The following is a 25,728-nucleotide window of genomic DNA, read 5'->3' as shown; positions in this document are numbered from 1 at the left end:
CGCCTCCTTTTCAGAGCACTTCTGAATTGTTTGTCTCCGTCACTCGCACCTGGCTCGCATCAACTTCCCACTTCTCTTTGAGCAATGTGATGATTTGTACTGCGTGTTCAGACCGTGAAACACTAGTTTGCTTAACGTTTGAATCTTCACTATCATTCCGGGTAACGGAGGGTTCGGATGCTTGATTAGAAGCTACCTGATCTCTCTTTGGTTGCTCGGATCGCTGCCCGTTTGACTCAATCTGTATATTCTTAATTTCAACTGGATCAATCTGCACAGGTTGAGTACTCGGGTAATTTTCATCATGTTCTAACGAATCTTTGGTTTCTTTCATCGGGTTGCTACTCACAGGTTCGGCCGCATCCGTTTTCGAATCACCCTTTCCACTTGCTAGTTGCACCTTCACATGCTGAATGACAGGCAGTTCAACAGAAGTGGTTGCTTGGGTATCCGAATTTGATTTCTTCATCGCCAGTTGTACCTCAACCGACTGAACCTTTGCTCCAGTTGTCTCTTCAATCTGACCTTTCATAACGTTAGCGAGTTCCTTCGCCGTCCACTTTAGGGACTGTTGTTGTTCACTCGCCTGCATTCGCTTCCCTTGAGCCAGAATCTGCTCCAGTGTGGCTTGCCCGTCAGGAGGTGCATCCATTGCGGTCATGGCGCGTTTTAGTTCCCCTACCGGATCACTTTTCAACAGTTTCGTGATGGGGGATAACAAGGTCAGCAGGATGAGAAGGCTCAGCACAAGCTTGACATACCGTTCCATGGAACGATTCGGGAGTAGCATATCTACAAACGTTGCCAGTAAAACGATCATGATCAGATCCTGCAGCCAGTTGCTCAGCCACCCCATCCTATCCAGCCCCTTTCCTGCAGACAGGTATTTAACGCATCATGACCGTAAGATTGCCTGCGGTCAGCAGAATCGTAATTGCCAGGAAAAACATGAGTCCAACGGCGGCCAGTGCCGCGAACACATAAATCATGCTTTTACCAATCGCTTGCAAGCAATCTACGATCGGCGTCTCTCCCAAAGGTTGCATGATCGCTCCGGTCACGTTGTAGATCAAGGCCAGCGCCAGAATTTTAATGGCCGGAAACGCACAGAGGAACAAGATAATAATGACACCTGTCAGTCCGATTGCATTTTTGACAAGCAACGATGCCGTGATCACGGTGTCCGTTGCATCTGCAAATGTCCTCCCTACAACGGGTACAAAGTTTCCTGCAATATATTTGGCTGCCTTCAAACTGACACCATCCGCAACCGATCCCGAAGCTCCCTGTACCGAAATAACCCCCAGAAACATCGTCAGCAGAATGCCCAGCAAGGCTACACTGATGTTTCGCAACAGGTCAGCCATTTGTGTCAATTTGTATTTATCCGAAAGCGAGCTCACCAGATGCAGCACAGCCGAGAAGAAGAGAAGTGGGAACACTAGCAGATGGATCAGCGTACTTACGAGATGAATCATGAAAATAATTAGCGGGTGCGTCACCGAAACGGTAACGACATTACCCATCGAAGCGAGCAGTGTGAACAGAAGTGGAACCATCGCCATCATAAAGTTGATCATGCCGGATATAGCCTCTTTTGCATAACCAATTGCTACGCTAAAGCTGTTGATTGCGATGATAATGATGACCAGATAACAGATGGCATATGCAATTTTACTAATATTGTTCTTCTCAAAAGCAGTCTGAAGTGTCTCCAAAATCATGCTCAGCACTGTCAACATCACGATCGTGACCAAAAGTTTGCCGTTATATAAAATTTCATGCAACATAAACGTGCCAATTGCCGAAAATACCGATTTCAGACTGAATCCTTCATTCCCGGGAATTAACATATCCATGAACGATGGCGTTTTGCCTTCTGGAAAAAAACCACCGTACTGTTTCATCAGTTGATCCCAATATTTCTCGACCTGATCCTTCGGAAGCTCATCAGCCTGCTGCTTTATCCACTCGTTTGAAGGCGTGGTGGCTACAACCTGTCCAATTACACCGAACATGAAACATATCATCAGCACAATGATGAGGCGCCAGCGCGGCTTGTTATGCATCAATTTCATCAGTTATCCGCCCGCCCTTTCTACACCGGCATCAGTTTCATCACGGTTTCGATAATGATGCTAATGATCGGAATCGCGAGTACAAGAATCAGCACTTTGCCAGCTAGTTCAATCTTGGAGGCGATGCTCTCTTGCCCTGCATCTCTGACAATCTGTGCACCGAATTCAGCAATGTAAGCAATGCCGATAATCTTCAATACCGTTTTCAGATAGATGCTCTCCATACCGGAATTTTCAGCAAGTCGCTTCAGCACTTCAATGACTGTGCCAATTTTGCCAATCAACAGCATAAAGATCACTACACCAGTGGCTGCCGCAATCAGAAAGGCAAACATCGGCTTTTGTTCCTTAATGACTAAAATCAATACGGTTGCAATGAGTGCCAGACCAACAACTTGAATAATCTCCACGGGTCACCACCATCCGGCTTCATGACCGATTTCATTGAAAAAGAAATATGGATTTAATCTCTTGTAGCAGGCTGTCCAGCATTCGAACAACCATGAACAGTACAACGACAAATCCGATTACGGTCACCCAGTGAGCCATATCTTCCTTTCCCATTTGTTTCAATACGGTATGAATCATCGCTATAATGATTCCAATGCCCGCAATTTGAAAGATTGCGTTCACTTCTAAATTCATGACCTTGGCACCTCGCTATCCCGGCTATTTCAGAAGATCAGTATGACGATTAACGCTCCGACAAGCATCCCCAGGCTGCGGCTCATTCGTTCGTACTTCACTTGATCGGCCTGTGCGCGGGATTCCTCATGCATAAGTTGCTGAATGGCTAACGAAATATGTTTGGTCTGATCTTGACGATCACTGGTGCCAAGGCTGTAACTCAACTGTAGCATGACCTCCCGCTCGTCTGATTTCATCGCTGATTTCCCCCATGCCTCCTCGACACCGGCTTGCAGACTCTCCCTGGCTGTAAGGCCATGTGGGGGTTCCATCTGTGTGGAGGCATGTAAAAAAAGAGTTCTCACCGGCTCTTTGGTCTGGGCCCCCATCTTGTTCATCGCATCAGGCAGCGGCGTTAAGCCGTAATTAATCTCTGTCATCAGCCGCTGTAGGGCCGCAATCAACTCACGTAGCTGCCTTGGCCGCAATGCATATTGCCTCGCCTTGTGAAAACCAGCGAGAGTACTTGCTAGCAGAATCAGCAAGGCGCCAAGCATATTAAGCAAAGGCTTCACCTCCTGACCCGGTCTGTTGCAGTCCTCGCATCTTGCCATCGGACAGTCGAAAGCTCATGCCTCTGCTCGTCCGCTGCAGCTGTACATAACGCTGAAACATCTGCTCGGCAATCAGTGTTTTCAAGGCAGGCCTTGCAGATAGTTCAGTCAGATCCCGTGCGTGAGCCGTGGCAATGACAGAAACTCCTGCATGCAGGGCCTCCATAACTGCCTCCGCATCCTCTGGCCGACCAATCTCGTCCACAATCAGAACGTCCGGTGACATGGAACGAAGCATCATCATCATGCCTTCAGCCTTGGGGCATCCATCCATTACGTCTGTGCGCGGCCCTACATCGAAGCTAGGCACACCTTTATAGCTTCCCGCTATCTCAGAACGTTCATCTACAATGCCCACTTTTAGTCGCGGGCGTATCCCCTGCCTCAGTTCACCACCGGCTGTCAGTTTCGTGCCGTTGCTGATCTGCCTTGCCAAATCTCGTAGCAACGTTGTTTTGCCTTGCTGCGGTGGAGATAGTATCAAGGTATGCATCACCTGTCCGTTCCTCATATCTAGCAGGTATGGAAGAATCGGGTCAGCCACGCCTTGCACTTCCCGGGCAACACGGACGTTAAATCCGTTGATATCCCGTAAATATTCTACACGTCCTCCACTAAGCACCGTCCGGCCAGCAAGTCCGATTCGATGCCCTCCCGGGATGGTGATGAATCCTTTTCGTAATTCTTCTTCCAAGGTATAGAGCGAATGGTTGCTTATGAGATCAAGCAGTCTGTGCGTTGCTTCTTTCAGAGGAACATAAGCTTCCTCTGGTTTTCCCGTTGGTACACCTTCTGGAGTGAGGAAGTGATAATTGTTTCCTGCATTAATTTCCAGCGGCCTGCCTTCTCGAATACGGATTTCCTCTACTTGTTCCAATAAGGCGGGCGGCATTCTGCCCAGAATGGTTCGGATGGGTTCCGGAAAAAGATCCCTCCATTTCACTTTCATGAGTAGGCTCCTCCAACTTGATTAATTTCATCTCTGATGCTTGTTCATATCTCAAGTTTATGCCTGTACATTCATTTTATGACGCTGAAATCTATCAATTCTTCAAAGACGATGAATGAGAGCCAAAACTCATAGACATCTTTTGTTCTAGGGACCTGTCTAGACATTCATGCATATAGTGCTTGCAAACAGATGGACTGTTCCACTGATAAACCAATGCTCGATCCCGAGGAACAAAAAGGAGTTGTGGGGTGTGCGTGTCGACGTCGTAGGTAATGTAAATGAAGTACGAACGATAGATATTGAAGGGCGAAGTGTGGTTGTCATTGATGTTTTGCGAACAACAAGCACAATTGTGACCGCGCTTGCTCATCATGCTGCGGGAGTTATTGCTACGGAGACTGTTCCGCAAGCCAAACAGATGTTGGTAGGAAACAGTATTCGGGGCGGGGAACGTTTTGACAAACAAATAACCGGATTCGATGCGGGTAATTCTCCCTATGAATATATGAGTGGTGACATTGCGGAAAAAGTCATTATCCTCACCACAACAGATGGTACAAGAGCTCTGATTAAAGCATCCAGAGCCAGACATATACTTGCGGGAGCATTCTTAAATGTTAGAGCGGTTGCTTCCGCTCTACTGGAATTACAACGGGATATTTTGTTATTATGTGCCGGTGAGCAGGATGAGTTTGCTCTCGAGGACGGCCTGTGTGCCGGATGTATTATTGAAGAGTTGTATCGTCAGACCCGTTCGCCACTGCAACTGAACGATCTTGGTATTATTCTGCATCAGGCTGTGTCTCAGTGTCATGACCAGATTACAGATCTGGTTCGCACATCATCCAGTGCACGCAGACTGGATAAACTAGGGAAAATGCATGATGTTACCTATTGTTCACAATTGAATCTGCTGGATTGTGTACCAGAGATGAGGGAAGGGAACGAGCTAAAACCTTACCGTAAAGTAAGAGGAGGCAACATGTGCAAACGACTATAGTCACAGCTAAAAGAGGTGTACTGCTGCCTAGTGGCAACGGTACACCTCTTCCTAATTATACGTTTATTTTACGCCTCATTTGCAATCTTATCTGCGAACTTGCGGTCCACCGATTACGGCTTGCTCAGCTGTATCCAGATCGTAAGCCGTGTGCAGAGCTTTAATCACGTCATGAAGCTTCTCTCCATCGATAACGCAGGAGACCTTGATCTCGGAAGTGCTGACCATTTTGATGCTTACGCCTTCACCTGAGATCACTTTGAACATTTTAGCAGCTACACCTGGATGGCTCACCATACCTGCACCAACAATCGAGATTTTAACCAGGTTCTCTTCGGAGGTAACTTCACGGTAAGGCAACCGGCTGTGCAGACCTTCAATGACACGAAGTGCTTTCTCGCGATCAGACAGTGCAACCGAGAAGGAGAAGTCCGCTTTGCCGTCCTGTACCCCGCTCTGCACGATAATATCGACGTCCAGTTGCTCACTAGCCAGTTCGCCAAATACTTCGGCAAGGACGCCCGGGACATCCGGAACACCCAAAATACTGATGCGAGCTACGTTTTTGTCATACGCGATCCCACTTACCACTACTCCTTGTTCCATTGCCGCTTCCTCCTTCACAACCGTTCCTTCATTATGGTTAAAGCTTGATCTTACAATCAAAGGTACACCGGAATGCTTCGCGTACTCAACAGCACGTGGATGCAATACCGCCGCTCCCAGATTCGCAAGCTCCAGCATTTCGTCGTAGGATATTTCTTTCAGTTTGCGCGCTACCTTGACGATCCTCGGATCTGTGGAATAAATTCCGTCCACATCCGTATAGATCTCGCAAGCGTCCGCTTGAATTGCTGCTGCGAGCGCAACAGCTGTTGTATCCGAACCGCCGCGGCCCAGTGTAGTGATCTCGCCGTCTTCCGTCATGCCTTGGAAACCAGCGACAATAACGATATTGCCTTCAGCAAGCGCAGATTTGACACGTTCAGGACGGATATCCTGAATCCGGGCTTTACCGTGAACCGGTTCTGTTCGGAAACCGGCTTGCCATCCTGTAAAGGATACGGCCTTGCGTCCAAGTGCCTGAATGGCCATGGATAATAAGGAGATCGAAATTTGTTCCCCTGTTGTCAACAACATATCCATTTCACGAGCAGGCAAATCACTGTTTAGCAGCTTCGCCTGATCAATCAAATCATCTGTAGTATCTCCCATGGCCGAAACCACGACGACACATTGATGTCCTTCATCCGCTTTTTCTACAACACGTCCGGCTACACGCTTCATGCGTTCTGTATCTCCGACCGAGCTGCCCCCAAATTTCATGACGTACAATGACAACGCAAATCCACTCCCTACCTTGTGCAGTATGCATCAATTGATATCTTTCGTCATTATTCTCTACGAGAAATGACTTTAACCCAGTATATTACGAAAGCGTCTGATAGGCTAATCTTTTTTCAAAAAAACCCTCTGCCATATTCATGGCAAAGGGTTTTCATTCTTGCATTAAAGCTTACAGCAAGTGAAAGTTACGCACGGGAAGAGTATTTACCTTCACGTGTATCAATCAGAAGCACGTCGCCTTCATTGATGAACAAAGGAACTTGTACATTCAGACCTGTTTCCACTTTTGCGTTCTTCGTAGCGCCTTGTGCTGTGTTACCTTTAACGCTTGGCTCTGTTTCAATAACTTTCAGCTCAACGCTTGTAGGCAAGTCGATACCCAGGATTTCACCTTGGTAACTAACGATCTTCACGTTCATGTTTTCTTTAAGGAAGTTCAGTTCCCACTCCAGTTGATCACTAGTCAGTGTGAATTGATCGTATGTTTCATTGTCCATAAACGTATGCTCAGAACCACTTGCATACAGGTAAGATACTCCACGGTTTTCGATAATTGCACGGCCAATCGTTTCACCTGCACGAAATGTTTTTTCAACCGTATTACCATTACGAAGGTTTTTTAACTTGGAACGTACAAAAGCTGCGCCTTTACCTGGTTTTACGTGTTGGAAATCAAGCACGGTATAGATATCGTTGTCTACTTGCACGGTCAAACCTGTTTTAAAATCGTTAACTGAAATCACAAAAGATCCCTCCTGATATAAGTAAAAAGTGTTTGGGTATGTTAGCCAATAACGGTGAACTTTTTGTCCGATTTCGTAAGAATATGAATACCTGACTCGGTAATCACAACGTCATCCTCAATTCGTACGCCGCCAAGTCCATCAATATAAATTCCCGGCTCAACTGTAACCACCATTCCCGGTTTCAACACATCATCGCTAAGCTTGGACAGACGCGGAGCTTCATGAACCTCCATACCCAGACCATGGCCCGTGCTGTGTCCAAACTGTTCTCCATATCCATAGCCTGCAATGATATCCCGAGCAAGTGCATCCGCTTCCCGTCCGGTCATACCTGGTTTCAGGTTCTCCAGCGTATGTAATTGTGCTTCCAGTACGATGTCGTAAATCTTGCGCAGTTCAGGTACAGGATTACCTGTTGCAATCGTACGTGTCAGATCTGAACAGTATCCGTCCAGCAACGCGCCAAAGTCAAACGTAATCAGTTCGTCCTGTCCAATTACTTTGCTACTTGCAACACCGTGAGGCATAGCAGAACGTTCGCCTGAAGCGACAATGGTGTCAAAGGAGGAGCTGGTCGCCCCATGCTTGCGCATGAAGAACTCCATTTCAAGATCCACTTCACGTTCAGTCATACCCGGTTTCGCAAATTGCAAAACGTGGCTGAATGTGGCATCTGCCAAATCTGCAGCACGCTGCATCACTGCAATTTCGTCAGCATCCTTGAACATCCGAAGCTGCTCAACAATGCCGGATACTGCTGTAAGTTTAACCGATTGCAACGATTCCGCATAAGAAGCGTGCGTACCAAATGTAACCGAATCCTGTTCGAAGCCAACTTCGTTGATGTTCGCTGCAACCAGCAAATCACGTACAGAATCCATCGGTTTTACACCGTGCTCTACCACGTTGAAACCTTGGGCTTGCGTGGATGCCTGTGCCATATAACGGAAATCAGTAAGCAAATAAGCTTCCTGCTCAGTAATAAGCACATATCCTGCCGAACCCGTAAATCCCGTCATATAACGGCGGTTAATCGGATTCGTAATCAGCATTGCTTTGAGTTCACGCTCGGCCATGGCCTCACGTAACTTGTGTACTCGTTTGTTTTCCATCGGTAACCCTTCTTTCTCTCACATTCCCGGGTTCCCGGCTCAGGTTTGTTTGTCCAGATGACGCACGAGAGCCAGCAATCCCAGTTCATAGCTTACTTCGCCAAATCCGGCAATCTGCCCGATCGTTTCTGCTGCTAGCACTGAATGATGTCTGAACGCTTCGCGTGCATGAATGTTGGATAGATGAACCTCCACGGTAGGAACTTTCACGGCATTGATTGCATCCCGTATCGCATAACTGTAATGAGTAAAAGCCCCGGCATTCAGCATGATCCCGTCTGCCTCACCCATTGCGGCATGAATGCGGTCAATAATGTCTCCTTCATGGTTGGATTGATAAAAAGCGATGGAGACGCCCAATTCTTCAGCCTGTCTGCGAATTTTGTCTTCAATATCCTTCAGACTAAGCGTTCCATAGATACCTGGTTCACGAACACCAAGCATGTTCAGGTTCGGGCCATTGATCACAATAATTCGTTTCATCGCTGCTCCACCCTCTCTGCAAATAACCATCTGCTATTTTAACACAGCCGTTACCGGATTGAGAAGCTTTTTTGCGTCTAGGCTCCTGCGTGCTCTGGCTCCCGTTTCCTTTCGTCGGTGTACTCCATCGCTACGGTGTAACCTATGAACAGCCCCCAAAGAAGGAAGAAACAAATTTCCGTGAAAATTGAATCCCATGTCAATTGATTTAACGGTTTCATCATTCCGAGTTTAGGCCCAAGCAGGATAAAGAGGATCACCCACCAGACGATCCCATACACCATACCGGGAAACGGCCCTTTTAATTTGCGGATGGTAAAGGTATATAACAGTGACGCAAAGATGGAAAACACGATAAAACACAACCAACCTGTCAAGTGACCTGCCGGCGTATAAATATATTTATGCTTGAAAAAAGGCTCCGCCAGAAAACCCACGGGTACAACGGTAAAATGCAGAAAATGAAATAGCCAGTGGATTCCTCCCCAGATTAGCCCGGCAAAGAACCCCAGTTCCAGCGCAAAGGAAAACGGATTTGTGAAATAGTGCGCATCTCCCTGCCTTGGCACGGAGCGCCGTTTCGTCACGTTTTCGTCACGTTCTCGCGGTCGTTGCCGATTTGTGCGCTGATCCGTTTTACCTTCGTGATTATGATTCGTTAATACGTCCTCATGAGTATGATCTGTCATCATAAACGTCCCCTTCTTCACTAGATGATCTCACAAGCATGCTAGATATTTTCTCACAGTTCTAGGGCGTAGTATGTTCAAAACAGGACAATCTTAACAGCAGCACTTGCCTTTTCTCTCGTAAACTAGAAATTGCTCTCAAAATTCGATACAATAAGGATATTAAACTGCCTTTGATTGTAAAGGCTTAGAACAGAATAGGAAGGTGAATAATTTGCCTCAACAATCCAAGCCTGTCAGCTACGGGGGGCAAGCTGTCATCGAGGGCGTAATGTTTGGCGGTAAACACGTCAATGTTACGGCAGTTCGTAGAAAAGACGGCGAAATTACGTATCTGGAAGTTCCCAAGCAAGACAAGACCTGGGTCATGAAATTGCGGCGGATTCCTTTATTACGCGGAATTGTCAGCATTATAGATTCAAGTGTCAAAGGTAGCAAACATCTTAATTACTCTGCTGACGCTTATGCTGATGATGAGCTCGAACCTGAAGAAAAAGCCAAACAACAAGAGAAACAAGGAACTGGCTGGAGCCTTAGCATGATAATCGGTGTGACTGCGGTAGCCATACTTTCCTTCCTTTTCGGCAAAATTGTACTGACGCTGCTTCCTGTCGTGATCGAGGACTTCTTATTTAAAAATGTATTCGACAATCAATTTCTGCATAATGTATTGGAAGGTGTCATCAAACTGATCCTGTTACTCGCTTATCTGTGGCTAATCTCACAGACACCAATGATTAAACGCCTGTTTCAATACCACGGGGCAGAGCACAAAGTCATAAGCGCATACGAAGCTGGAGAAGAACTTACACCGGAAAATGTTCAGAAGTACAGCAGGCTACATTACCGCTGTGGTAGTAGCTTTATCATGTTGACTGTCATCATCGGTATTTTCTTATACTCCGTATTCACATACGATAATTTATGGGAACGGATGGGACAGCGTTTGCTCTTGTTGCCAGTCGTACTAGGTATTTCGTTCGAGCTACTCAAGATTACGAATTCGCTTCGTGATATTCCTGTCTTACGTTATCTGGGATACCCTGGCCTGTGGTTGCAATTGCTTACGACCAAAGAACCTACGAACGCTCAAGTGGAAGTATCCATTGCGTCTTTCAATCGCATGCTTGAACTGGACGCCAAACTTGCCAACGTTTCGACCGTAACGGAAGTTCCTGTAGCAACACTTGATCCTGTGAAAGGGTGAATGAAATGAATAAGCAGGCTATTGTATTTTGGGCATTCATTATACTGGCTGCTCTTGGGGTTATCAGTTTTATGACTAGAGCTTCGTTGTCCAGTATTCTCATCCCTCTGATCGTGTTCGGAGTTGTGTTCCTGCTGTACAAATTCCCGCCTGCCCGTTGGTCACGAAAAGCCAAAACACCAAAGATCAAACCTTCGGCAAAAACGATGGCTAAAGTGAACGCACAGAATAATGTCAATGCAAGAAAGAGCAGTTCGTCCAAGAAACGCAAGGACTATCCTTTTCAGGTCATTCAGGGCCAGAAAGGCAAAAACAACGAAGAGGACGTTCCCAAGTATCACTGATTTGTCCTTCCGGTGATATCTCTGTTTTCTTCTCACAGTAAAATGTAAAATAAAACCCAAAAAGCAATTCTCCATCATCCGGAGAATTGCTTTTTTCACGTTTCTATATGGGAACCAGCGGCGGCGAACCCGCCTGTTTCTTCCGCATTTCTTTTCGCTGCTTTTCCAATTGCTCGTTGTACATCTTCGTATTCCATGTGGTGAAAAACTCCAGACCAGAGGCCACACCTGAACGATATAAGTTCATACTGTCTTGAACGGAGAGATTAAATTGTGTCGGTTTAATACCCAGCGTAGGAATTTTGACCGTACGGAATCGGTTAATCTGCTCAATGTAACGCTCATCGTGAGCTGTTAACATGGTCTCGACAAGCGCTTGCAACATGGTCAAAGGTCCTTTAATTCGTGCAGGTTCTACTTCTGTCTTACCTACCATTTTAAAACCGACTACTGGAATGATCTCTCCCCCTGATTCAGAGCGTTCTCCATCGAACAACCACAGTGGGAAGTTACTCAGTAGCCCTCCGTCCACGACATACACAAACTGATCTTGGAATGGTAGCCCCTTGGACATCATCGGTGATTTCCGAATAATGACAGGATCGAAAAAATACGGAATGCTACAACTCATACGTACAGCTTTAGCAACCTCAAGCTTCGAAGGTTCAATCCCAAAGCGCCGAATATCGTCGGGCAAGACGAGAATGTTTCCGTTAGAAATATCCGATGCGGTAATGAGCAACTTTCCAGGTGGCAAATCAGCGAAGGTTCGGATTCCTTTTTGTGCCAGCATTTTGCGTATCCATGATTCCAGTGCTTCACCTGAATATAAACCTTTTTTCAAAAACAATCTTGTTGCTGGACCAATCCAGCGTGTATTAAATATAGGCGACCGTTGCAGAAGCGAAGCAAACGGCGTACTCTCAATGATTTCTTTCATCTCCTCGGCCCGGTAACCCGCAGCCAGTAGGGCAGCAACAATCGAACCGGATGATGTGCCAGCAACTCGGTTGAATTGCACTCCGCAGTCCTGTGCTCCCTGTACAGCTCCTGCAAGGGAAACCCCTTTTACGCCTCCACCTTCAAAAACGCCATTAATTAACACAACGAAAAACCCCCGTTCTCCAGGCAGCCATACTTCTACTGCCACTGTATGAGAACAGGGGTTGGTCATATAACTATGAGTTGAAGAATCCGTGATCATTAACAAGGAAAAATTAACGTTAGACTAGACCCTACAATCCATAGTAAGCTTTCAGTCGTTCAATCAAACCGAGTGGGTTTTTCGTAAGATATTGGGAACTGAAATAAATGTCTCCGCCAATAGATGGATACTTCTGATTATATGTCAATTGATCAATGATTTCTTGTGATGTCTGCCACCCAATCTCTGGCGTTCCGAGTTTATAAGGAGAATGGCCGATGTACAATTTTACATTGGTATTGGCTACCTCATTAACCCACCAATCGACGACCTTATCGTATCTTGCTGCACTTAGCGTCATGCTCCAGTATACCTGTGGTGCAACGTAGTCGATCCACCCTTGTTTGATCCATGTCCGAACATCTGCATTCATGCTATCATAAGCAGTTACGCCTGCTTTGGTATCTGAGCCAGTCAGATCATTTGCTTTGTTACGCCATACACCAAATGGACTGATCCCATACTCTACATTAGCTTTCGCTTGATGAATACGTTGTCCAAGTTGCTGTACAAACTGATTAATGTTGTCACGGCGCCAAGCTGCACGGTCTGTTGAACCTGACGTGTTATACATTTTGTAAGCAACATCATCATTAAAGGTCACATTGGAAGGATAGAAGTAGTCGTCCAGATGCACTCCATCCACGTTATAGTTATTCACAACTTCCATAATGGTATCCATAATATGCTGCCTTGCTTCTGGAACACCTGGATTAATATATAGTTTACCCGATGCATTTACAATCCAGTCAGGATGTAGCTTGGATACATGGTTAGTCGCCAGATTGGCTGTTGTTGCTGAGTTCGTTGCCCGAAACGGATTGAACCAGGCATGAAATTCAAGCCCGCGTTTGTGCGCTTCCTCAATCATAAAAGCCAGTGGGTCATAACCTGGATCTTTCCCCTGGGTTCCTGTCAGAACACTATTCCAAGGCACCAGACTGGATGGATAAATGGCGTCTGCATTTGCTCTAACTTGTACAAATACAGCATTGATCCCCATGTCTTTTAACTGATCCAGTTGACTTGTGTACTCCTGCTTCTGTTTATCTACATTGCCTTTCGCGCCAGAAGATGGCCAGTCCCCATTAACTGTAGATATCCAGGCTCCGCGCATCTCATTCGTTGCTGGTGGGGTTACACTTCCTCCTGGTTCTGCAGGAGTTGGTTCCGGTGTTGGCGTTGGTTCTGCCCCGGTGTACAGATCAATGGTTTGAGCCGCCTGATTCCAGTTCACTTGAATCCCCAAATTTTCACTTACAAAACGAATTGGAACCATCACGCGACCTTGTTTGAGTTGCACGGAAGCATCCAGATCAACCACGGTATTATCCACTGTCGCTTGCTGACGTCCACTCGTCATCGTAATCGTTGAATCCGATTTCTGAATCGTCACCGTCCGGTTTGCCTGGGACCATAACACAGAAGCCCCCAGTCCTTCACTGATGACCCGTAACGGCACCATTGTTACGTTCACCTTGGGCATGATATAGGGTGACACATCTGATTCCAGACGCTGACCATCCAGAAAAATAGTAATCTGTTTTGAACTTGCTGCCTGAGCGGTCATACCGACTGACTGTAATCCAAGAACAAAAATGAGCAGTAGCAACAATCCTTTACGCAATTTCATCAATACAATCCTCCAACATCATTAAATTTGCGGTAAATTCTACTAGTTTAATAGACGCTTGGCAGACGGGTTTAGTTGCGCAATTGACCAAATGTTGGTTGGAATTAAAATATTGAAATTAAAAATGCTCCTCGCCATTCCATTGGCAAGAAGCATCCTTTATTTATCAACTTATGAATTCAAGGCTCAAGAGTCCGTGTTACTCATGATTTCCTGAATGTTTTTTAGGTCTTGCAGACGACTCTCATCCTGACGGAAATATTCCACGAGAGACTCAATACATGTAATGGAGTCCCAGCTTAAGTGATGTTCAATACCTTCTACGTCGTTATATATGTTCTCTTCCTGAACACCGATCGTCGTTAGAAACTGCTCAAGCAGATGATGGCGCTCCATCAACCGTTTGCCCATTTTTTTCCCTTTTGGCGTTAGTACCAGCCCGCGGTACTTCTCATAGATCAGGTACTCGTCTTTGTCTAGCTTTTGGATCATCTTCGTCACGGATGAAGGATGTACTTCCAGTCCTTCAGCTATATCAGACACACGAGCATAGCCCTTTTCATCAATCAATTTGTATATACGCTCCAAATAATCTTCCATACTGGGCGTTGGCATCTGCTTCCCTCTCTTCTCTCTGACCGGTTCTACGTACCTGGTCCCTATCTTCTAATGATACATGTTATCAATGCGCATTGGCAAGTCCTACCCGATTCCGATCCGCCTTACACAAGGATTGGCAGGCGTGACTTCTCTTCATTTGAGGCAAACTAAGTCCAGTTTCGTATTGAAAGGAGTGATTCTGTGAGCACAAGCGTGGCCCAGCCCCCTGTTAGAAAAGTAAAGGGTACTAAACCCTTTATTCCCGATTTGGTGTATTTTGAACCAGGTGCGCTTGAATATGAAAAAGGAAAACGGATTATGGAATGGGTAACCTCCCAAAACATTCCTTATCAGATGACCACTTCACACAATCGAATCACCAACCTCCCCGGTGAGACAGAGCAAGAAAAATACCGGATGGCCAAGCGAACTCTGGTTGTAGGGGTACGTAAAACCTTGAAATTTGACCAGTCCAAACCATCAGCAGAGTATGCGATCCCTATCTCGACAGGTTGTATGGGGCATTGCCATTATTGTTATCTTCAAACCACATTAGGTGCAAAACCATACGTTCGCGTGTACGTAAACACGGAAGAAATCATTGAAGCTGCCAAAGGTTACATCGAGGAACGCAAACCCGAAATTACCCGTTTCGAAGCAGCCTGTACCTCCGACCCCGTCGGTCTGGAACATATCACGGAAAACCTGAGCGACCTTATTCGTTTTATGGCTGATGAAGAATACGGGCGTTTACGCTTTGTGACCAAATATCATCACGTCGATCCGCTACTTAACATCAAGCATAATGGCCATACGCGTATCCGGTTCAGCGTGAACTCGGATTATGTTATCAAAAACTTTGAACCCGCAACTTCCCGCTTTGAAGAGCGAATTGAAGCTGCAGGCAAAATAGCCCATGCCGGATATCCACTCGGTTTCATTATTGCTCCGATTATTTGGTACGATGGCTGGCAAGAAGGTTATGCTGAGCTACTGCAAAAGCTGGCAGATACCTTGCCTGAAGAGGCTACCAAAGACCTGACGTTTGAAATGATTCAGCACCGTTTCACCAAAACGGCTAAAGCGACCATTGAGAAAAGATATCCAAAAACCAAGCTGGAGATGGATATTGAGAAACGGAAAATGAAATGGGGTCGCTGGGGTCAGTACAAATATGTGTATAAAGATGACCAGCAAGATGCCCTGCGCGAATTCATTACAGAACGCATTTTCGAACACTTTCCTTTAGCCAACATTGACTATTTTACCTAATTCAACTCGTATATCATCAGATAAAAAGCAGGTTGCATGTTCCAGAGAAGTTCTGGTTCCTGCAGCCTGCTTTCAATTATTTATTCTGCTGAAGAAGAAAAATGCTTCATGTTAAGTTGATCATCCAATCGGGTGTAATTTGCTGCAGCCAGATTGTTATTTGGGTCATCTGATCCGTGAATAGCAAAATACCCATTAAGAGCATTAAAGCTCCGCCAATCTTCATCATGAGGTTTGAATAACGCAAAATCCAGCGTGTCGAACCTATAAAGAACGCTAGAACAAAAAAGGGTAAAGCAAAGCCTACCGTATAACCTGTAATCAGTGTCAGCCAAGTTGAAGGTTCGCTCGCTGCCATGGCGATAATCGCCGTCAGAATCGGTCCGATGCAAGGCGACCAGCCTGCCGAAAAACCAATCCCAAAAACAAAGGAACCTAAATACCCCGCCGGCTTCCATTTCATATCCAGTTTACGTTCCTTCATTAAAAATTGCGGCTTGAAGATACCCAACAAAAACAGTCCCATCAACATAATTAAAATCGCGGACAGTTGACGAATCAAATCCCGGTTATCATTGAAAAATTGTCCAAATAATCCTGCACCCAGACCCAGCGAATAAAATACTGCAGAGAATCCGAGAATAAACGCCAGTGTATGCGTTAACGTCTTCAAGCGCACCTCTCGCTGATTCCGATCCTCTTTCAACTGTTGCACAGTCATTCCCGTGATGTATGAGAGATACGAAGGATATAGCGGAAGACAACACGGTGATATAAAAGAAGCGAGGCCAGCAACAAAAGCCAGCCATACATTAACATCAGGCATGAAGCAATGTCTCCCTTCCTGGGGCTCACTTGCTCTTAAGTACTTGTTTTCAAACGATAAGTGTAGTAGTCAGAGATCAGGCTCGGAACCCTTTTTTAGCAATCATCGTTAGGATCAGCATACCAATGAGCAGCAGTACAATCGTTGCTCCAGGTGCCAGGTTCCAGATCCCCGCTGTAACTAGTCCAATCACAACCGCAATCTCTCCGATGACCACCGACAGAATAATGGCTGATTTGAAGCTTCGAGCCATGAGCAGGCTGACGGCGACAGGAATGGTCAACAAGGCGGATACAAGCAGAGCACCCACGATCTTGATCGCCGTACTGATTACCAATGCTGTCATCACTGTAATTAACATATTCAGCATTTTGACTGGCAATCCGGTCACTGCAGCTGCGTCCTCCTCAAAGCTGAGCAGGAAAAACTCTTTATGTAGGAAGCCCACTACAATAACAACGATTAGCGTCACGATACCCACCAGCTTCAGATCCGCCACGTCCAATGTGTAGATGCTACCAAACAAATAGCTCATCACATCCGCATTGTACCCTTTTCCCAGTGTAAAAAACAGCGAAGCCAGCGCTACGCCTCCAGACATAATGATCGCAATGGACAACTCAGCATAGCTTTTGTAAGCTTTACGCAACTTTTCAATAGCAAACGATGCGAGTACCGCAAAAATCAGACCAACGCCGATCGGGTATACCTCGATCAGAAAACCAAGCGCCACACCTGCGATCGTTACGTGTGACAAGGTGTCTCCGATCATCGAAAGTCTGCGCAGTACAAGAAAAAGTCCAATCAGCGGAGCAGTGATACCGATAAGCAAACCACCTGCAAGTGCACGCTGAAAAAAATCACTCCATAATATTTCCAAAACTAACACGACTCCTTCGGCCTATCATCTAATGGCCCACATACATAGCTAGCGTACCTGCGCGGTAGTATGCTGCAGGTTGGTTTCTGCACAATCCTCGATCTCATGCGAATGACGCACATGGAAATGAATCTTGCCATTCGTGAGCGCCGCTTCCGCGCCAAGATAACTTTCCATGCGATCCATATCATGTGACACCATGAGAAACGTCATCCGATGATGTTCATGCATATGGGTAATCAGTTCAAAAAAACTGGCTTGTGACTCTGCATCAATCCCCACGGTAGGTTCATCGAGAATCAATAGATCCGGGTGATTAATTAACGCACGGGCCAAAAAAACACGTTGCTGCTGACCGCCGGACAGTTGTCCAATACGTTTGTTTGCAATATCCTCGATTCGCATAACCTTCATTGCATCGATGCATTGTTGCTGACCTTGACGAGAGATGCGGCGGAACATGTTTTTGTTATTATACAGCCCGGACATGACGACCTCACGAACGGTAGCCGGGAATAACGGATTAAATGCATTTTTTTGTGGCACGTACCCGATCCGGTTCCAATCCTTGAATTTACGAATCGACTCTCCAAACAACTTGATATCCCCCTGCGCTGGAGGAAGTAGTCCTACCAGCATACGAAGCAACGTTGTTTTCCCTGCTCCGTTTGAACCGATAATACCTACAAAGTCACGTTGTTGAACCATAAAATTGAGATCTTGAATCACGCGCTGATCCCCGTAGGAAAAAGACAAATTCTCGATCTGGATAATCGGATCATGACATAATGGCATGATTTGCTGCATGGCAAAGCCGCCCTTCATAATAAATAAAAATACGTAAATATCGTGCTTAACATTCCAAAAGTCTTCGCCGATGGAACAGCAAAGACTTCTGGATGTTTACCTTCATTCTTCTTATTTTAATGCGATCAGCAGATTTTGCAAATTTTTCTCCATCAAGGTGAAATAATCATCTTTGTTCTTCACCTGTTCCTGCGTCAGACCCTCAACCGGGTTCAACACCATCGTTTCTACCCCTGCTTCGCTGGCAAGTGTTTTGGCTAATTTGTCGGATACAAGCTCTTCAAAGAAAATGTACTTGATACCTTCATCTTTAACCAGTTTAGCCAGTTTTACAATATCCTGTCCAGTTGGTTCTGCATCCGGGGACAGTCCCATGATGGCATGTTGCTTCAAACCATAATCACGTGCAAGATAACCGAACGCTTGGTGTGACACTACAATTTCCTTCTTTGCTACGGATGCTAATTCATTCGTGAAACGCTGATCCAGTGCTTCAAGTTTGGTATGAAGCTCCTTATAACGTTGCTCGTAACCAGCTTTGTGTGTAGGATCAACTTCTACTAAACTGTTCTTGATATTTTCCGCCATGATCATTGCGGATTTGGGGCTAACCCATGTATGAGGATCGATATGATGGTCGGCTACTTGTTCCTCATTGCCACTCTCGTCTGCATGGTCATCAGCATGTTCATCCTCATGCTCTTCACCATGTCCGTGACCATCGTCTCCTTCTGCTGTTAACAACTTGACACCTTCGCTGACAGCCACGGATTTCACTTTTGTATCACTGTTCAGTGATTTCAAAAAGTTCGGCACCCATCCTTCCAGACCCGCACCATTGTATAAGAAAAGCTGTGCCTTGGACGTATTCACAATATCCTGGCTCTTCGGTGTCCAATCGTGCGGCTCTACTCCCGTAGGCAGCAAGTTAATAACATTGGCATCCTCTCCGCCAATCGCTGCAGTAAACGCATATACCGGGTAAAATGTGGTCACCACATTAACTTTGCCTTCAACAATTTTGGCTGTATTCTCGTTGTTTTGCCCACATGCAGACAATACAAGCAAACTAAGTATGAGCAGACCACTCCAAAGTAGCTTCATTATACTCCGTTTGCCAAGTTTGCTAGATCGATCTAATCGTGCCTGTCTCTTCTTTTGAATAAATGTCATATATAATTCACTCCGCATCACTTAATCGTAAATATTACTGAAAGAATTATAGGTAACCTGCTCCTAATTGTCAAGGCTCATGTCCTATTCATTCTTTCCCGAAGTACGGAGTTCATAACAATATATGCTTGTTCTTCAGTTATCAGCTCTTTTTTCAGCATAAAAAAGCGGTCCGAATCACTTCGGACCACCCTTGGTTCAAACTTGTGACAATCTCTGTACGATTGAACACCCTAGTTACTTGTCTTATACTTAAAAACTTTTTATTTCACTTGCGCGCCATTTGGCATACTGTCCGGTACGGTTGCCAGGGTCAGCTGATCCCCATGAGAAGCTGCCAGGATCATGCCTTGGGACAGCTCTCCACGCAGTTTTACTGGTTTGAGGTTGGTCACACAGATGACTTTACGTCCAACCATCTCTTCTGGCGAATAAAACTTTGCGATACCAGATACAACCTGACGTTGCTCATAACCAAGATCCAGTTGCAGCTTAAGCAATTTATCTGCCTTTTTAACAGGCTCACAAGCGATGACTTGTGCCACACGTAGCTCAACTTTGGCAAAATCATCAATGCCGATCTCTTCCTTGCCTTCAGGTGCTGTTACCGGGTCTGCTGAAGCTGGAGTAGCGGCTCCTGCTTCTGCATGGCTTGCATCGGACTGTGCTGCTTTTTGTCCACCTGTCATCGCTTCAGAGATATAAGCAATTTCCTGTTCCGCATCCAAACGCGGGAAGATCGGCTCGCCTTTGTGCAATGCGTTGCCAGCAGGCACGATGCCCCATTGTTTCGCTGAATCCCAAGCTGTCAGTTCACCTTCTTGGATGCCCAGTTGTTCCCATATTTTGTGCGGCGCACGAGTCAGGAACGGCTGTAGAAGAATGGAGGCAATACGCAAGCTTTCAATCAGATGGGACATTACGGATGCCAGCTCATCCCGTTTCGCTTCATCACGAGCAAGAGCCCATGGTTGTGTTTCGTCGATATATTTGTTGCTACGGCTAACAAATTGACTGATCGCTGTAAGCGCCACAGAAAACTGCAAATTTTCCATCGCTTGCTCTACTTTTTCCACCGTTGCATGTCCTGCTTCTTCCAGCGAAGCATCAAATTCCGTTACATTGGAAGCAAACGCAGGCGCTTTGCCTTCAAAGTATTTGTCGACCATCGCTACGGTACGGTTCAGCAGGTTGCCCAGATCGTTCGCCAGATCGGAGTTTACACGCTCTACGAAGCTTTCCGGTGTAAATGTACCATCGGAACCAAACGGCACTTCACGCAGCAAATAGTAACGAAGCGAATCCAGGCCGTAACGATCGATCAGGGTTACAGGATCTACTACATTTCCTTTGGATTTGGACATTTTTCCATCTTTCATCAACAGCCAGCCATGTGCAAATACCTTTTTCGGTAATGGCAGATCCAGCGCCATGAGCATAATTGGCCAATAAATCGTATGGAAACGAACAATTTCTTTACCCACCAGATGAACATCCGCTGGCCAGAACTTGTCGTACAATGAAGCATCCGAAGAGCCGTAGCCCAGTGCTGTAATGTAGTTGGACAACGCGTCAATCCATACGTAAACGACGTGTTTCGGGTCGCCTTTAACTTTGACACCCCACTCAAATGTGGTACGGGATACCGCCAAATCCTCAAGACCCGGCTTGATAAAGTTGTTGATCATCTCGTTTTTGCGGGATTCCGGTTGGATAAAACCAGGATTCTCTTCGTAATATTTCAGCAAACGATCTGCATATTTACTCATACGGAAGAAGTAAGATTCTTCTTTGACGAGTTCAACCGGGTGTCCGCTATCCGGACTTTTAGCCGAGATAATCTCACCTTTCTCATTTTTTTCAACATCCACCAGCTGTGTTTCAGTGTAATAAGTTTCATCCGGGATGCTATACCAACCTTCGTACTCACCCTTGTAGATATCACCCTGCTTCAGCAAACGATCAAAGATATCTTGTACGACGGTTTTGTGACGCTCCTCAGTTGTGCGAATGAAGTCATCATTGGAGATGTCCAGCTTGTTCCACAGTTCCTTGATGCCTACGACAATCTCATCGATAAAAGCCTGTGGAGACAATCCTTTCTCCTGAGCCTTGCGCTCAATCTTCTGGCCATGTTCATCGGTACCTGTCAGATAACGCACCTCGTATCCACGCAAGCGTTTGTAACGAGACATTGCATCACCTGCTACTGTTGTGTACGCATGCCCAATATGTAGCTTGTCGCTTGGATAATAAATCGGCGTTGTTAAATAAAATGTTTTTTGATCCGTCATGAATGACTTCTCCTCCTTCAATTGTTCTAACGAATACATACCAATCGCTCGAATGGAACCATCTTCCTGATCCGAAAATGAACACAAAAAAACTCCCGCCCTGTATGGGACGAGAGTATCTCTCACGTGTTACCACCCAATTTCCCCGCATTTTTCACAAAACGCAGGCTCTTCCGGTCCTTCGACCGCCCATTAACGCTGGATCACGCCTCAGGCTTACGACAATAGCGACAAGTCGCTGATTGCACGCTCGAAAGAGGTTCCTCCGGGACCATCTTCCATCCTCCTCCCAGACCGGTTCTCAGCTTCTCCGGCTCTCTGCACTGGGGGTGTGTCTGTACTTATCCCTTCACTGGAAAATCATATACAAAAAATATACTGAAATGCTGACCTTGTTGTCAAGTATACCACCGAATAGAACCAAGCTTCTGGGTTCCAGCAACCTGCTCTATAACACTTTGATCAGCAAAAATGAACATCAGCTCTTCTGCACATTACGGTTCGGATATCACTACATTTTTCTCCACCTTAGGCGGAACCAAATCTACACCGCCCGGATGAAACGGATGACATTTGGCAATCCGTTTCGCCGCTAGAAGGGAACCTTTGAGTGCACCGTGCACTTCAATTGCTTCCATCGCATACGCCGAACACGTAGGATAAAATCGGCAGGTCGGCGGTTTTAGTGGAGAGATATAATTGCGGTATACCCGGATGGGAGCTTGCACGATTCTACGCGAAAGTTTCATCTTCAATTCTTCCCGTGACTGTGTGCATGCTGATGTGTAGATGACTTCTTCGCTGGAGCATGCTCAGCACAATCCTTGCAGTATCCGAATACTTCAAACTTGTGATCCACGACCTGAAATTGCTCGGGAGCATCAGCAAGTTGCATCGGACAAAAAACGATCGGGTAGGTCTTCTGACACTTCAGGCAGATCATATGATGATGATGATGGCCTTCGCTGCAATGTGCTCTGAACTTCACTCCATCTTCAAATATAACTTGCTCCAGCACGCCTAGTTCCTGCATTACACGCAAGTTTCGGTACACCGTGTCAAAGCTTAATCCGCTGTAAGTTTTACCCATATATTCGTAGACGTCCTTGGGTGTAAGATACCCCGGAGACTCGGCAAATAACCGTGCAAGTGTCTTGCGCTGATCAGTTATACGAAGTCCCTGTGAGGACATAGTTGATATAATCTCTTCCGTCGACAGCATGATTTACAGCACCTCCTGTCATACAAACCTTTTGCATTTTCATCATACGACAAAATCTTTTGGCAAAACCGTTGCTTCTGCTCTTTTTGTATACCTCTAATAATGCATGAAATGAAGAACAGAGTCAACGGAACCCTACACGCAAGTATAGGGGTTTTGCTTAAACTAAAAACTTAAACTAAAGACAAAGGACCCCATAAGTATGGAGTCCTTCGGTTGACGGTTCAGAATATAGGTCATACAGGTGACTTTTGGGGTGAACGGGTATATAAAATATAAGCTTTCACTCCAAACCGTACGGTTTGATTCACTAGAATATTACTTCTCAGCTGGAAGTGGGGTAAACAGAATGTTTACCGGCAAGTTGCTACCAGGGGCAGCAGAGAAAACAATGGTAACACTCTCACCGTAAGAACCTGTGCGATACAGCACATTTTGTTCATTCGGCGCACTTAGAGACTGGCTGTTATTCGACAACTGCACCAGCTGTCCATTCACAAGTGCTGAACCGTAATACTTGCCTCCGCGAGGATTAAACGAAATCAGTGTACGCGGAGCAACATTGTTCAGGGTGATTTTGTACAGTACACCGAAGTTACCAGCGTTAGAAGCGCTTGTGAAGGCCATCGGGTCTGTGCCGTCGAGATTCGGATCACTTGCATTATCCCCGAGTGGCAGACGGGAAGGCTTCGTGCCAACTTCCTGATCGTACGTAATGATTCGTGTTGCGTTTGGATAAGTCCCACGGTTATGAACGCCGTCACGGTCCAGAACTGGCAATGAGGACAACACGGCCATCGGATCTTTATTTTCTTCGATCATTACAATGTTGTAGTCAAGAGTATAATCACTGAAAGCGTCGGAATAAAGGGAGATGACCTGCCCTTCTTTCATCGAAATATTGTTCAATTCCGTCAGAATCAATTTGCTTTCTCCTGGCTGGATGTATACTCTCTTCGAATCTGCCCCCGTTTGCATGGATTTGAACCATTTATCGATGGACAATTTACCCGCAACGGTAGCAAATGGCGTCGGTCCTGCAAAGCCCATATTTTGCTGATCGAATACAGCTGTGTATGGATTGTTATTGGTTGCAATCACATACATCTTTACTCTTTTGCCCGTATTATTGACATGGTGAATCATGAAACGCGTCTGTCCAAAGGAAGATTCCTTGTAGACAATGCCTTCCTGGTTAACGGTCTCAGGGCTGTTACTACGAATAAGCAGGCTTGATTCATCCGTGTACGTAAACGGAACTTTTTCCATGCCAGGAACTTCTCCGCCGTTGAATGTAAATTTGTCCCCTACTGGTACGAACAATTTGTTGAAATCAGACTGATTATAAAGCGTCTCGCTTGTGATCATAATCTCTTTCGTATATGTGTTGCTCAAACCGTGCTGATCTGTAACCGTAAGTGATACCGTCTTCGGTCCCGGAAGGAAAAATGCGAGTGCATTGTTGCTCCAGTCTCTTTTGACGATCGCATCCTCATCATCTGTACTTTGATCAGTGTAGGAGATTTTTTCACCCATTTTGTATTCTTCCTTGTCCGTTGTAAACATCGCTACTGGGGGAAGATTCGGACGCTCCACTTTGATCGTAAGCGTATAAGGGTTACTCCACTGGCCACTGGAATCTTGAACCGTATAAGTCACCGTATAAACGCCTGGCTGATCAAAGGAATCTTGACGTCCAGTCCACTGCTCATCCACAATCGGAAGGCCGTTCGGCGAACTGTTTTTAGTCGTGTAGATCACTTGATCTCCTGCAAAAATTTCCTTTTGTACCGTAAAGCTGGCTACAGGTTTAGTGTTAAGCTTCAATACAACCGTCTTCGCAGACTGATTAACGGTATATGTGATGTTCAGCGCTTGTGTAATGGACGTCAATGGAATCATGAACGTGCTTTTTTCTTGATAAGCAGGGCCTTTCATCGTTCTGGATTCTCCGTTAACGGTATACACTTTGCTGTTTGTTTTAAAACGAAGTTCGTCCGCACCGCTGAGAATGATTGTCTCTTTGGTTGTATTATCGTACTTTACATCGTAACCTACCCGATCAACCAATGCACGAATGGCCACGTAGGAAACACCATTTTTTACAGCCATTGGCTGTCCAGCCAGATACGTTTTCCCATCCTGAACCATCTTGTTGCTATTCATATAAAGTGTCAGGTCTCCGGCAGATCGCACAGTCGCAGCTGTTACACCAGTCGTTGGTTGCTCTACTTCAGCAGGTGTTGGTGTGTTTGGTGTGTTTGTTTCTTCACCTGTTCCTTGTTCCCCGTTTGCTCCTGTTGCCGGATTTACCGGTGTAGCTTCTGTTCCAGAAGGATCTGTTGTTCCCTGATTGGATTCTATGGCGCTTTCATTGTTGGCAGGTTGTGAGTTGTTTGATGGATTGTTAGCAGGATCAGTCGTTGCTCCTGATTTTACTTCGGACTCAGCAATTGGCTGTTCTTTCTTTACAACCTCAACGGATTTCACTTTTGCGGTATTCACTGGCGTAGCTTCGCTTGATTCTGCTGCTTGTGCATTCGCTGGAATAACTGCAAACGCCTGAAAAACAGCAAAAGCGGTGATTATGGACAACTTCTTCTTCAAATTCATTCTTT

Annotated in this window: 26 protein-coding genes; 4 read left to right on the top strand and 22 right to left on the bottom strand. The window is 45.8% G+C overall.

The genetic code is table 11. The features are described 5' to 3' along the window. Positions 1–10 precede the first annotated feature (10 nt). Genes spoIIIAF through spoIIIAA form a run of 6 tightly spaced genes read right to left on the bottom strand, consistent with a single transcriptional unit; the run spans position 11 to position 4,268 of the window. Positions 11–856 (bottom strand): stage III sporulation protein AF, encoded by an 846-nt coding sequence (gene spoIIIAF / locus J2T16_RS12795; protein WP_221788517.1) that lies wholly within the window; start codon positions 854–856, stop codon positions 11–13. A gap of 31 nt (positions 857–887) precedes the next feature. Continuing rightward, positions 888–2,078 (bottom strand): stage III sporulation protein AE, encoded by a 1,191-nt coding sequence (gene spoIIIAE, locus J2T16_RS12790; RefSeq protein ID WP_221788516.1) that lies wholly within the window; start codon positions 2,076–2,078, stop codon positions 888–890. 20 nt (positions 2,079–2,098) lie between these two features. Next, positions 2,099–2,488 (bottom strand): stage III sporulation protein AD, encoded by a 390-nt coding sequence (spoIIIAD, locus tag J2T16_RS12785; RefSeq protein WP_090922532.1) that lies wholly within the window; start codon positions 2,486–2,488, stop codon positions 2,099–2,101. A 31-nt stretch (positions 2,489–2,519) separates the two neighbouring features. Next, a complete protein-coding gene (spoIIIAC, locus tag J2T16_RS12780) occupies positions 2,520–2,723 on the bottom strand; it encodes a stage III sporulation protein AC (protein WP_017687585.1) in 204 nt (67 codons plus the stop codon). A gap of 29 nt (positions 2,724–2,752) precedes the next feature. Beyond that, positions 2,753–3,271, bottom strand: coding sequence for a stage III sporulation protein SpoIIIAB (spoIIIAB, locus tag J2T16_RS12775; RefSeq protein ID WP_154888439.1), 519 nt, complete (start codon positions 3,269–3,271; stop codon positions 2,753–2,755). Beyond that, positions 3,264–4,268 carry a stage III sporulation protein AA gene (gene spoIIIAA, locus J2T16_RS12770; protein ID WP_221788515.1) on the bottom strand — a complete coding sequence of 335 codons (1,005 nt, stop codon included), beginning with the start codon at positions 4,266–4,268 and terminating at the stop codon, positions 3,264–3,266. The genes spoIIIAB and spoIIIAA overlap by 8 nt, the downstream gene beginning before the upstream one ends. A 253-nt stretch (positions 4,269–4,521) precedes the next feature. Between spoIIIAA and J2T16_RS12765 the strand changes: the two genes are divergently transcribed. Continuing rightward, positions 4,522–5,271, top strand: coding sequence for a 2-phosphosulfolactate phosphatase (locus tag J2T16_RS12765; RefSeq protein WP_221788514.1), 750 nt, complete (start codon positions 4,522–4,524; stop codon positions 5,269–5,271). 87 nt (positions 5,272–5,358) lie between these two features. Here the strand turns inward: J2T16_RS12765 and J2T16_RS12760 are convergent, their stop codons facing one another. The 5 genes from J2T16_RS12760 to J2T16_RS12740 all read right to left on the bottom strand — a co-directional run bounded on the left by J2T16_RS12760 (position 5,359) and on the right by J2T16_RS12740 (position 9,648). Next, positions 5,359–6,612, bottom strand: coding sequence for an aspartate kinase (locus J2T16_RS12760; protein ID WP_090922538.1), 1,254 nt, complete (start codon positions 6,610–6,612; stop codon positions 5,359–5,361). Between the two features lie 191 nt (positions 6,613–6,803). After that, a complete protein-coding gene (gene efp / locus J2T16_RS12755; protein ID WP_090922540.1) occupies positions 6,804–7,361 on the bottom strand; it encodes an elongation factor P in 558 nt (185 codons plus the stop codon). 41 nt (positions 7,362–7,402) lie between these two features. After that, a complete protein-coding gene (locus tag J2T16_RS12750; RefSeq protein ID WP_090922542.1) occupies positions 7,403–8,476 on the bottom strand; it encodes a M24 family metallopeptidase in 1,074 nt (357 codons plus the stop codon). A 39-nt stretch (positions 8,477–8,515) separates the two neighbouring features. Beyond that, positions 8,516–8,959: a type II 3-dehydroquinate dehydratase gene (gene aroQ, locus J2T16_RS12745; RefSeq protein WP_090922544.1), complete on the bottom strand. Its 444-nt coding sequence runs from the start codon at positions 8,957–8,959 to the stop codon at positions 8,516–8,518. A 77-nt stretch (positions 8,960–9,036) separates the two neighbouring features. Next, positions 9,037–9,648 carry a YqhR family membrane protein gene (locus tag J2T16_RS12740; protein ID WP_154888684.1) on the bottom strand — a complete coding sequence of 204 codons (612 nt, stop codon included), beginning with the start codon at positions 9,646–9,648 and terminating at the stop codon, positions 9,037–9,039. 214 nt (positions 9,649–9,862) lie between these two features. On the opposite strand from J2T16_RS12740, the gene J2T16_RS12735 reads away from it, so the two are divergent. After that, the gene (locus J2T16_RS12735) at positions 9,863–10,855 is read left to right on the top strand and encodes a DUF1385 domain-containing protein (RefSeq protein ID WP_221788513.1); all 993 of its coding nucleotides are present in this window, start codon (positions 9,863–9,865) and stop codon (positions 10,853–10,855) included. 5 nt (positions 10,856–10,860) lie between these two features. Beyond that, complete coding sequence (locus tag J2T16_RS12730; RefSeq protein WP_499018425.1) at positions 10,861–11,199, top strand: hypothetical protein; 339 nt, start codon at positions 10,861–10,863, stop codon at positions 11,197–11,199. A gap of 103 nt (positions 11,200–11,302) precedes the next feature. Here the strand turns inward: J2T16_RS12730 and J2T16_RS12725 are convergent, their stop codons facing one another. The 3 genes from J2T16_RS12725 to mntR form a co-directional block, all read right to left on the bottom strand. Then, a complete protein-coding gene (locus tag J2T16_RS12725; RefSeq protein ID WP_499018475.1) occupies positions 11,303–12,304 on the bottom strand; it encodes a patatin-like phospholipase family protein in 1,002 nt (333 codons plus the stop codon). Between the two features lie 130 nt (positions 12,305–12,434). Then, complete coding sequence (locus tag J2T16_RS12720; protein WP_336120283.1) at positions 12,435–14,036, bottom strand: family 10 glycosylhydrolase; 1,602 nt, start codon at positions 14,034–14,036, stop codon at positions 12,435–12,437. A gap of 186 nt (positions 14,037–14,222) precedes the next feature. After that, positions 14,223–14,651, bottom strand: a complete 429-nt coding sequence (gene mntR, locus J2T16_RS12715; protein ID WP_090922556.1) for a transcriptional regulator MntR — start codon at positions 14,649–14,651, stop codon at positions 14,223–14,225. A 186-nt stretch (positions 14,652–14,837) separates the two neighbouring features. Here mntR and splB point away from each other — a divergent pair, with 186 nt between their 5' ends. Continuing rightward, entirely contained in the window at positions 14,838–15,908 is a 1,071-nt protein-coding gene (splB, locus tag J2T16_RS12710) for a spore photoproduct lyase (RefSeq protein ID WP_154957666.1), read from the top strand. A 106-nt stretch (positions 15,909–16,014) separates the two neighbouring features. Here the strand turns inward: splB and J2T16_RS12705 are convergent, their stop codons facing one another. From J2T16_RS12705 to J2T16_RS12670, 8 genes are all read right to left on the bottom strand, one after another. Further along, positions 16,015–16,734: a cytochrome c biogenesis CcdA family protein gene (locus tag J2T16_RS12705; RefSeq protein WP_090922559.1), complete on the bottom strand. Its 720-nt coding sequence runs from the start codon at positions 16,732–16,734 to the stop codon at positions 16,015–16,017. 76 nt (positions 16,735–16,810) lie between these two features. Beyond that, positions 16,811–17,614 carry a metal ABC transporter permease gene (locus tag J2T16_RS12700; RefSeq protein ID WP_090922562.1) on the bottom strand — a complete coding sequence of 268 codons (804 nt, stop codon included), beginning with the start codon at positions 17,612–17,614 and terminating at the stop codon, positions 16,811–16,813. Positions 17,615–17,662: 48 nt separating this feature from the next. Beyond that, the gene (locus J2T16_RS12695) at positions 17,663–18,439 is read right to left on the bottom strand and encodes a metal ABC transporter ATP-binding protein (RefSeq protein WP_308723129.1); all 777 of its coding nucleotides are present in this window, start codon (positions 18,437–18,439) and stop codon (positions 17,663–17,665) included. A gap of 93 nt (positions 18,440–18,532) precedes the next feature. Further along, positions 18,533–19,525 (bottom strand): metal ABC transporter solute-binding protein, Zn/Mn family, encoded by a 993-nt coding sequence (locus J2T16_RS12690; RefSeq protein ID WP_253500025.1) that lies wholly within the window; start codon positions 19,523–19,525, stop codon positions 18,533–18,535. Between the two features lie 332 nt (positions 19,526–19,857). Continuing rightward, positions 19,858–21,888, bottom strand: coding sequence for a methionine--tRNA ligase (gene metG / locus J2T16_RS12685; RefSeq protein ID WP_499018422.1), 2,031 nt, complete (start codon positions 21,886–21,888; stop codon positions 19,858–19,860). A gap of 494 nt (positions 21,889–22,382) precedes the next feature. Then, positions 22,383–22,637 (bottom strand): membrane protein insertion efficiency factor YidD, encoded by a 255-nt coding sequence (yidD, locus tag J2T16_RS12680; protein WP_090922569.1) that lies wholly within the window; start codon positions 22,635–22,637, stop codon positions 22,383–22,385. A 2-nt stretch (positions 22,638–22,639) separates the two neighbouring features. Beyond that, entirely contained in the window at positions 22,640–23,110 is a 471-nt protein-coding gene (locus J2T16_RS12675; protein ID WP_090922571.1) for a Fur family transcriptional regulator, read from the bottom strand. Between the two features lie 318 nt (positions 23,111–23,428). Further along, positions 23,429–25,723, bottom strand: coding sequence for a stalk domain-containing protein (locus J2T16_RS12670; protein WP_499018419.1), 2,295 nt, complete (start codon positions 25,721–25,723; stop codon positions 23,429–23,431). Positions 25,724–25,728 lie beyond the last annotated feature (5 nt).

It is taken from the genome of Paenibacillus intestini (assembly GCF_030803945.1).
Taxonomy (GTDB): Bacteria; Bacillota; Bacilli; order Paenibacillales; family Paenibacillaceae; genus Paenibacillus; species Paenibacillus polysaccharolyticus.
The sequence above is the reverse complement of the archived record's forward strand: the minus strand, read 5'-3'. Positions and strand labels throughout refer to the sequence as shown.